Here is an 8,316-nt window from a genome sequence, read left to right on the forward strand (position 1 = left end):
CTAAATCACGTCAGCGCTGGCTGTTTTACGCGTATGACAGGATACGGAGGACGGTTGTGGCGCACGTCTTCGGTGAACGCACTCTGGCCACACTGGAGCGTCTTCTGAGCCTGCTGTCGGCCTTTGAGGTCGTGGTATGGATGACGGATGGCTGGCCGCTGTATGAATCACGCCTGAAGGGAAAGCTGCACGTTATCAGCAAGCGTTACACTCAGCGCATTGAGCGACATAATCTGAATCTGAGACAACATCTGGCAAGGCTGGGACGGAAGTCACTGTCGTTCTCAAAATCGGTGGAGCTGCATGACAAGGTCATCGGGCATTATCTGAACATAAAACACTATCAGTAAGTTGGAGTCATTATCTTCCTTTCCCTATTTTTTCGTGTGGAGTAATAATTTCTGCACATCTAACCATTATTAAATTTAATAATAAGTATCGGGTTTGTTACGATAGAATATTTCTATATCCTCAAGAATATGCTTTGCCTTATTGCCTGTGACTTTCTGAGATTCAATTATAGTATCGTTAAATTCTAATGTTAAAGAGAACTCTTTTTTTCCGCTTTGTGTAAGTTTAACCTTATATTGATTACCAATATCAAATAAAAAGGTCCTGTAATGAGAATAATCACCTTTAACCTCCTCGGCAAAACAGCAAAGCGTGCAAATATACATAAAGTCTTTCTTACCCCTGATTTTGTTAACTAAATCAATAAATGCGTGAAAAACTTTACTTGCAATAGAACTTGATACTTCTTCTCCAGGTCTACAAAAATCTTTTGCAATTTTTAACTGTGTTTCTATGTATAAAAAGAAATCTTTGACATAAGAAAAATCTTTGGCATAAGAGATATCTTTATTATTTAGTGCATCTAGCTCAACAGGTAAAGATGTCGTTTTGTTGCTATTCATATATGATATATTCATATCATCATCTCCATCGCGAGTAATAAAATTAATCACCATTGTAGGATAGGGTTCTGGTCAATCAGGAATCATCTTTATAAACTTCGATTGTTTTTGTAATGCTGTATCATTAAGTTCATTAAATCGTACAGCAGATAAATGTTCTATCAAATTTCGCTCATTTGCAGAGGATTCATCATAATAAACGTAAAATTAATGTATCCTTACATCGAGTAATAAACATTTTTTATACAAAAAAAGACAGGAACGTATTTACTGGGTTAAATATAATCATCCTGCTTTTCATCACAAAAACCGCAGATAATCCTTCCTTTTCCCTGCAGCTGGCGTTATGGTCAGATGGTTTTTGCAACAAATCTCACAATAAAAAGTTTCAACATACTGACTATTTAGGGAAAAATATGCGCAAGATCACACAGGCAATCAGTGCCGTTTGCTTATTGTTCGCTCTAAACAGTTCCGCTGTTGCCCTGGCCTCATCTCCTTCACCGCTTAACCCTGGTACTAACGTTGCCAGGCTTGCTGAACAGGCACCAATTCATTGGGTTTCGGTCGCACAAATTGAAAATAGCCTCGCAGGGCGTCCGCCAATGGCGGTGGGGTTTGATATCGATGACACGGTACTTTTTTCCAGCCCGGGCTTCTGGCGCGGCAAAAAAAACTTCTCGCCAGAAAGCGAAGATTATCTGAAAAATCCTGTGTTCTGGGAAAAAATGAACAATGGCTGGGATGAATTCAGCATTCCAAAAGAGGTCGCTCGCCAGCTGATTGATATGCATGTACGCCGCGGTGACGCGATCTTCTTTGTGACTGGTCGTAGTCCGACGAAAACAGAAACGGTTTCAAAAACGCTGGCGGATAATTTTCATATTCCTGCCACCAACATGAATCCGGTGATCTTTGCGGGCGATAAACCAGGGCAAAATACAAAATCGCAATGGCTGCAGGATAAAAATATCCGAATTTTTTATGGCGATTCTGATAATGATATTACCGCCGCACGCGATGTCGGCGCTCGTGGTATCCGCATTCTGCGCGCCTCCAACTCTACCTACAAACCCTTGCCACAAGCGGGTGCGTTTGGTGAAGAGGTGATCGTCAATTCAGAATACTGACAGAGCGGGAGAGCGTGATGCTCTCCCGAATGCTGTTTTTTTAATCACACCTTTATCCTTTCGCTGTCTTGCTGCAAACTGATTAAGAGAGTTTTATCAAGGAGCAGCACATGTGGTATCAAAAGACGCTCACGCTTAGCGCCAAATCTCGTGGGTTTCATCTGGTAACGGATGAAATTCTGAATCAGCTGGCTGATATGCCGCGCGTTAACATCGGCTTACTGCATCTGTTGCTGCAACATACCTCCGCCTCTCTGACACTTAATGAGAACTGCGATCCCACCGTACGCCACGACATGGAGCGTTTTTTCCTCCGCACCGTTCCCGACAACGGAAATTATGAGCATGACTATGAGGGAGCAGACGATATGCCTTCTCATATCAAATCCTCAATGCAGGGAACATCGCTTGTATTGCCGTTACATAAAGGGCGTATTCAGACCGGCACCTGGCAAGGCATCTGGCTGGGGGAACATCGCATCCACGGCGGATCGCGTCGCATCATCGCGACACTACAAGGGGAGTAAAAAATGACCATTTCGGAGTTGCTACAATATTGCATGGCAAAACCAGGCGCAGAACAGAGCGTGCATAACGACTGGAAAGCGACGCAGATCAAAGTGGAAGATGTGCTGTTTGCGATGGTGAAAGAAGTAGAAAATCGCCCAGCTGTTTCGCTGAAAACCAGCCCGGAGCTGGCGGAGCTGCTACGTCAGCAGCACAGCGATGTGCGTCCTAGCCGCCATCTGAATAAAGCGCACTGGAGCACCGTGTATCTCGACGGTTCGCTGCCGGATTCGCAAATCTATTATCTGGTGGATGCGTCTTATCAGCAGGCAGTGAATTTACTACCGGAAGAAAAGCGTAAATTGCTGGTACAACTCTGAAAGGAAAAGGCCGCTCAGAAAGCGGCCTTAACGATTACAGCATCGGCTTGAGGAAGCGTGCCGTATGCGAAGCTTCGCACTCCGCGACGGTTTCTGGCGTACCGGAGACGAGGATTTCGCCGCCGCCACTGCCGCCTTCTGGTCCCAGGTCGACAATCCAGTCAGCGGTTTTGATCACGTCGAGATTGTGCTCAATCACCACAATGGTATTGCCCTGATCGCGCAGTTTATGCAGCACGTCGAGGAGTTGCTGAATATCGGCGAAGTGCAGACCGGTGGTCGGCTCGTCGAGAATATACAGCGTCTGCCCGGTGCCACGTTTTGACAGCTCACGCGCCAGCTTCACGCGCTGGGCTTCACCACCAGAAAGTGTGGTTGCGGACTGCCCCAGGCGAATGTACGTCAGACCAACGTCCATCAACGTTTGCAGCTTACGCGCCAGAGCTGGCACCGCATCAAAGAACTCACGCGCCTCTTCGATGGTCATATCCAGCACTTCGTGGATGGTTTTGCCTTTGTACTTAATTTCCAGTGTTTCACGGTTATAGCGTTTACCTTTGCACTGATCGCACGGCACGTAGATATCCGGCAGGAAGTGCATCTCCACTTTGATCACACCGTCGCCCTGACAGGCTTCGCAGCGCCCGCCACGGACGTTAAAGCTGAAACGTCCTGGCGTATAACCACGCGCACGGGATTCCGGTACGCCCGCAAACAGTTCGCGCACAGGTGTAAACACGCCGGTATAGGTCGCCGGGTTAGAACGTGGAGTACGACCAATTGGGCTTTGGTCGATATCGATCACTTTATCGAAATGCTCCAGCCCCTGAATATCGCGATACGGTGCCGGTTCGGCGATGGTCGCACCATTCAACTGGCGTTGGGCAATCGGGAACAGTGTGTCGTTAATCAGCGTCGATTTACCGGAACCTGAAACCCCTGTGATGCAGGTAAACAGACCGACTGGCAGCGTGAGCGTCACGTCCTTCAGGTTGTTGCCGCGTGCACCTGTCAGCTTCAGCACTTTTTCTGGATTCGCCGGAACGCGTTTCTTCGGCACTTCAATCTTGCGTTTACCGCTCATGTACTGCCCGGTCAACGATTCAGGCACCGCCATGATCGCTTCCAGCGGACCTTCTGCGACCACTTCACCGCCGTGAACACCCGCACCAGGACCGATATCGATCACATGGTCAGCGGCGCGAATTGCGTCTTCGTCATGCTCCACCACAATCACGGTATTACCGAGATCGCGCAGATGGATAAGCGTACCCAACAGGCGCTCGTTATCGCGCTGGTGCAGGCCGATAGACGGCTCGTCCAGTACATACATAACGCCAACCAGGCCCGCACCAATCTGGCTCGCCAGACGGATACGCTGGGCTTCACCGCCGGAAAGTGTTTCTGCCGAGCGGGAAAGTGTCAGGTAATTCAGGCCGACGTTAACGAGGAATTTCAGACGATCGCCGATCTCTTTAAGGATTTTTTCTGCAATCTTCGCCCGCTGACCAGCTAGTTTGAGATTGTTGAAGAATTCCATCGCATGACCGATGCTCATGTCGGAGATAGCAGGCAGCGGCGTATTCTCGACATAAACGTGGCGCGCTTCCCGACGCAGACGCGTCCCTTCGCAGCTGGCGCATGGGCGATTGCTGATAAACTTGGCTAATTCTTCACGTACCGCACTGGATTCTGTCTCTTTATAACGGCGCTCCATATTGTGCAGCACGCCTTCGAACGGATGACGACGGATGGAGGTATCGCCACGATCGTTCATGTATTTGAATTCAATGTTTTCTTTGCCAGAACCGTACAACACCACTTTATGCACGTTCGCGCTCAGGCTGCCCCACGGCGCTTCGACGTCGAACTTATAGTGATCTGCCAGCGATTTCAGCATCTGGAAGTAATAGAAGTTGCGGCGATCCCAGCCACGGATCGCACCGCCAGCCAGTGACAGCTCGGGGTTTTGGATCACGCGGTCAGGATCGAAATATTGCTGTACGCCAAGGCCGTCACAGGTTGGGCAGGCACCTGCCGGGTTGTTAAACGAAAACAGTCGTGGCTCCAGTTCACGCATACTGTAGCCGCAAATTGGGCAGGCGAAGTTGGCGGAGAACAGCAGCTCTTCCGCTTTCGGGTCATCCATATCCGCCACTACCGCTGTACCACCGGAAAGCTCCAGCGCGGTTTCAAACGACTCCGCAAGACGTTGGGTAAGATCGTCACGCACCTTGAAGCGATCAACCACCACTTCAATAGTGTGTTTCTTTTGCAGTTCCAGTTTCGGCGGATCGGAAAGATCGCAGACTTCGCCATCAATACGAGCACGGATGTAACCCTGGCTTGCTAGGTTCTCCAGCGTTTTGGTGTGTTCGCCTTTGCGCTCTTTAATGATTGGCGCGAGTAGCATCAGACGCTTGCCTTCCGGCTGCGACAGCACGTTATCCACCATCTGGCTGACGGTTTGCGCCGCCAGCGGGACGTCGTGGTCCGGACAGCGCGGTTCGCCGACGCGGGCGAACAACAAACGCAAATAGTCGTGGATTTCGGTGATTGTCCCCACCGTAGAACGCGGGTTATGAGACGTCGATTTCTGCTCAATTGAGATGGCAGGAGAAAGCCCCTCAATATGATCGACGTCCGGCTTTTCCATCAGTGACAGAAACTGCCGCGCATAGGCGGAAAGGGATTCAACGTAACGGCGCTGCCCTTCGGCATATAAGGTGTCGAAAGCGAGCGAGGATTTGCCAGAACCCGAAAGCCCGGTCACGACAATGAGCTTGTCGCGGGGGATAACGAGGTTGATGTTTTTGAGATTATGGGTGCGGGCGCCCCGAACTTCGATCTTATCCATTCACCTTTCCCGGATTAAACGCTTTTTTGCCCGGTGGCATGGTGCTACCGGCGATCACAAACGGTTAATTATGACACAAATTGACCTGAATGAATATACAGTATTGGAATGCATTATCCGGAGTGTTGTGTAACAATGTCTGGCCAGGTTTGTTTCCCGGAACCGAGGTCACAACATAGTAAAAGCGCTATTGGTAATGGTACAATCGCGCGTTTACACTTATTCAGAACGATTTTTTTCAGGAGACACGAACATGGCCAGCAGAGGCGTAAACAAGGTTATTCTCGTTGGTAATCTGGGTCAGGACCCGGAAGTACGCTACATGCCAAATGGTGGCGCAGTTGCCAACATTACGCTGGCTACTTCCGAATCCTGGCGTGATAAAGCGACCGGCGAGATGAAAGAACAGACTGAATGGCACCGCGTTGTGCTGTTCGGCAAACTGGCAGAAGTGGCCAGCGAATATCTGCGTAAAGGTTCTCAGGTTTATATCGAAGGTCAGCTGCGTACCCGTAAATGGACCGATCAATCCGGTCAGGATCGCTACACCACAGAAGTCGTGGTGAACGTTGGCGGCACCATGCAGATGCTGGGTGGTCGTCAGGGTGGTGGCGCTCCGGCAGGTGGTAATATCGGTGGTGGTCAGCCTCAGCAGCCGCAGGGTGGCAATCAGTTCAGCGGCGGCGCGCAGTCTCGCCCGCAGCAGTCCGCTCCGGCAGCGCCGTCTAACGAGCCGCCGATGGACTTTGATGATGACATTCCGTTCTGATTTGTCATTAAAACAATAGGTTATATTGTTTTAAGGTGGATGATTAAAGCATCTGCCAGCCATAAAAAAGAAGCCTCCGTTATGGAGGCTTCTACGTATCAGGTCAAAATCATTGGCCATTGTGGCGGTGTCTGATTCATCTCTTCTATCATCACCGACTCGATGTTGTGCCAGATAGCGGTGATGTCCGCCATTGTGATGCCAAGCAACCCCATTGCGAACCAACAGGCGGAAACAACGCCCAGACCGCTGCTGATCACCGCAAGCCCGACATAATCAGACCGACGAAAACGGATGTTGAGTGTGCTGGCCAGAAACATCATTACGGCACTAAGAAGTTGCCAGCGAAGAAGAACCACGCCAGTGGTGAGGGTAGCCATCAAACAATTCCTCTGAAAAGAGCCGATGCCCTGGACAGCGCGGCGTTGTTCACGGGAGGCGTGGTACACTCTGGCTATCGCGGGGCTTGCAGAACACAAAAATGAAACACTCTGTTTGTTTCATTAATTTTGTGAAATATATCACAATTGATTGTTTGTTAGCCATATTAGGCCGTGACTTTTATTGCTGTACAGATTATGTGGTTTTTCAGTGGCATTAAGGGCATATCTTCCCGCCGCCTCTGCATTCCTGTAGGAAATTAATTTTGAATATCAATGAATTATTTTCATCCAGGTGACGATTAGAAAGGTATCAATTTCAAATCAGGCAAAAGTGCTATTTATACCGTAAGATTTATCTAAAGACGTCGGTACCCAGGGTTTTCACCTTACAATGGCCGGGTATAAACAGGCAGGAAATTGATAGCAATGAGTCATCGTGCACGACACCAATTACTGGCGTTGCCGGGCATTATCTTTTTAGTTCTCTTTCCCATCATTCTTTCGCTATGGATTGCCTTCCTTTGGGCAAAATCAGAAGTGAATAATCAGCTCCGAACCTTTGCTCAACTGGCACTGGATAAATCCGAGCTGGTCATTCGCCAGGCAGATTTAGTGAGCGATGCAGCTGAACGCTATCAGGGGCAAGTTTGCACTCCAGCCCATCAAAAGCGAATGTTGAATATTATTCGTGGCTATCTTTATATTAATGAATTGATCTATGCCCGTGATAACCATTTTTTATGCTCATCGCTGATAGCGCCTGTAAACGGCTATACGATTGCACCGGCCGATTATAAGCGTGAACCTAACGTTTCTATCTATTATTACCGCGATACGCCTTTTTTCTCTGGCTATAAAATGACCTATATGCAGCGGGGAAATTATGTGGCGGTTATCAACCCTCTCTTCTGGAGTGAAGTGATGTCTGATGATCCGACATTGCAATGGGGTGTGTATGATACGGTGACGAAAACCTTTTTCTCGTTAAGCAAAGAGGCCTCGGCAGCAACGTTTTCTCCGCTGATTCATTTGAAGGATTTAACCGTACAAAGAAATGGCTATTTATATGCGACAGTTTATTCGACAAAACGCCCAATTGCAGCCATTGTTGCGACTTCATATCAACGTCTTATAACCCATTTTTATAATCATCTTATTTTTGGGTAATGCTGCCAACTTACTGATTTAGTGTATGATGGTGATTTTAAGGTGCTTGCGTGGCTTCCATTTCCATCAGATGTCCTTCCTGCTCCGCTACTGAAGGCGTGGTGCGTAACGGCAAAAGCACTGCCGGACATCAGCGCTATCTCTGCTCTCATTGCCGTAAAACATGGCAACTACAGTTCACTTACACCGCCTCTCAGCCCGGTACGCAC

7 protein-coding genes and 3 pseudogenes are annotated in these 8,316 nt (G+C 48.7%); 7 read left to right on the forward strand and 3 right to left on the reverse strand.

The window, feature by feature from the left end; translation table 11 throughout:
* Positions 1 to 350, forward strand: a pseudogene (locus tag BFF42_RS06305) (IS1-like element IS1X2 family transposase); the annotation flags it as partial.
* Between the two features lie 356 nt (positions 351 to 706).
* On the opposite strand, the pseudogene BFF42_RS06310 reads toward BFF42_RS06305, so the two are convergent.
* Positions 707 to 929: pseudogene (locus BFF42_RS06310) on the reverse strand (hypothetical protein).
* A 401-nt stretch (positions 930 to 1,330) separates the two neighbouring features.
* On the opposite strand from BFF42_RS06310, the gene aphA reads away from it, so the two are divergent.
* The 3 genes from aphA to BFF42_RS06325 all read left to right on the forward strand — a co-directional run bounded on the left by aphA (position 1,331) and on the right by BFF42_RS06325 (position 2,931).
* On the forward strand, positions 1,331 to 2,044 hold the full coding sequence (aphA, locus tag BFF42_RS06315; RefSeq protein WP_001317548.1) for an acid phosphatase AphA: 714 nt from the start codon (positions 1,331 to 1,333) through the stop codon (positions 2,042 to 2,044).
* 110 nt (positions 2,045 to 2,154) lie between these two features.
* Positions 2,155 to 2,571, forward strand: a complete 417-nt coding sequence (locus BFF42_RS06320) for a secondary thiamine-phosphate synthase enzyme YjbQ (protein WP_000270377.1) — start codon at positions 2,155 to 2,157, stop codon at positions 2,569 to 2,571.
* Positions 2,572 to 2,574: 3 nt separating this feature from the next.
* The gene (locus BFF42_RS06325) at positions 2,575 to 2,931 is read left to right on the forward strand and encodes an MmcQ/YjbR family DNA-binding protein (protein WP_000155657.1); all 357 of its coding nucleotides are present in this window, start codon (positions 2,575 to 2,577) and stop codon (positions 2,929 to 2,931) included.
* A 34-nt stretch (positions 2,932 to 2,965) separates the two neighbouring features.
* Here the strand turns inward: BFF42_RS06325 and uvrA are convergent, their stop codons facing one another.
* A complete protein-coding gene (gene uvrA, locus BFF42_RS06330) occupies positions 2,966 to 5,788 on the reverse strand; it encodes an excinuclease ABC subunit UvrA (RefSeq protein ID WP_000357740.1) in 2,823 nt (940 codons plus the stop codon).
* A gap of 253 nt (positions 5,789 to 6,041) precedes the next feature.
* On the opposite strand from uvrA, the gene ssb1 reads away from it, so the two are divergent.
* Positions 6,042 to 6,557 (forward strand): single-stranded DNA-binding protein SSB1, encoded by a 516-nt coding sequence (gene ssb1 / locus BFF42_RS06335; protein ID WP_000168307.1) that lies wholly within the window; start codon positions 6,042 to 6,044, stop codon positions 6,555 to 6,557.
* 98 nt (positions 6,558 to 6,655) lie between these two features.
* Here ssb1 and BFF42_RS06340 read toward each other — a convergent pair whose 3' ends face one another.
* Entirely contained in the window at positions 6,656 to 6,937 is a 282-nt protein-coding gene (locus BFF42_RS06340) for a YjcB family protein (RefSeq protein WP_001295689.1), read from the reverse strand.
* Positions 6,938 to 7,366: 429 nt separating this feature from the next.
* Between BFF42_RS06340 and pdeC the strand changes: the two are divergent.
* Together pdeC and BFF42_RS06350 are read left to right on the forward strand one after the other, a co-directional pair.
* Positions 7,367 to 8,101, forward strand: a pseudogene (gene pdeC / locus BFF42_RS06345) (c-di-GMP phosphodiesterase PdeC); the annotation flags it as partial.
* A 56-nt stretch (positions 8,102 to 8,157) separates the two neighbouring features.
* Positions 8,158 to 8,316 (forward strand): IS1 family transposase (locus BFF42_RS06350; RefSeq protein WP_032277379.1); only part of this gene is annotated, 159 nt, incomplete at its 3' end.

Source organism: Shigella sp. FC1661, from assembly GCF_001712525.1.
In the GTDB taxonomy this organism is placed as follows: domain Bacteria; phylum Pseudomonadota; class Gammaproteobacteria; order Enterobacterales; family Enterobacteriaceae; genus Escherichia; species Escherichia coli.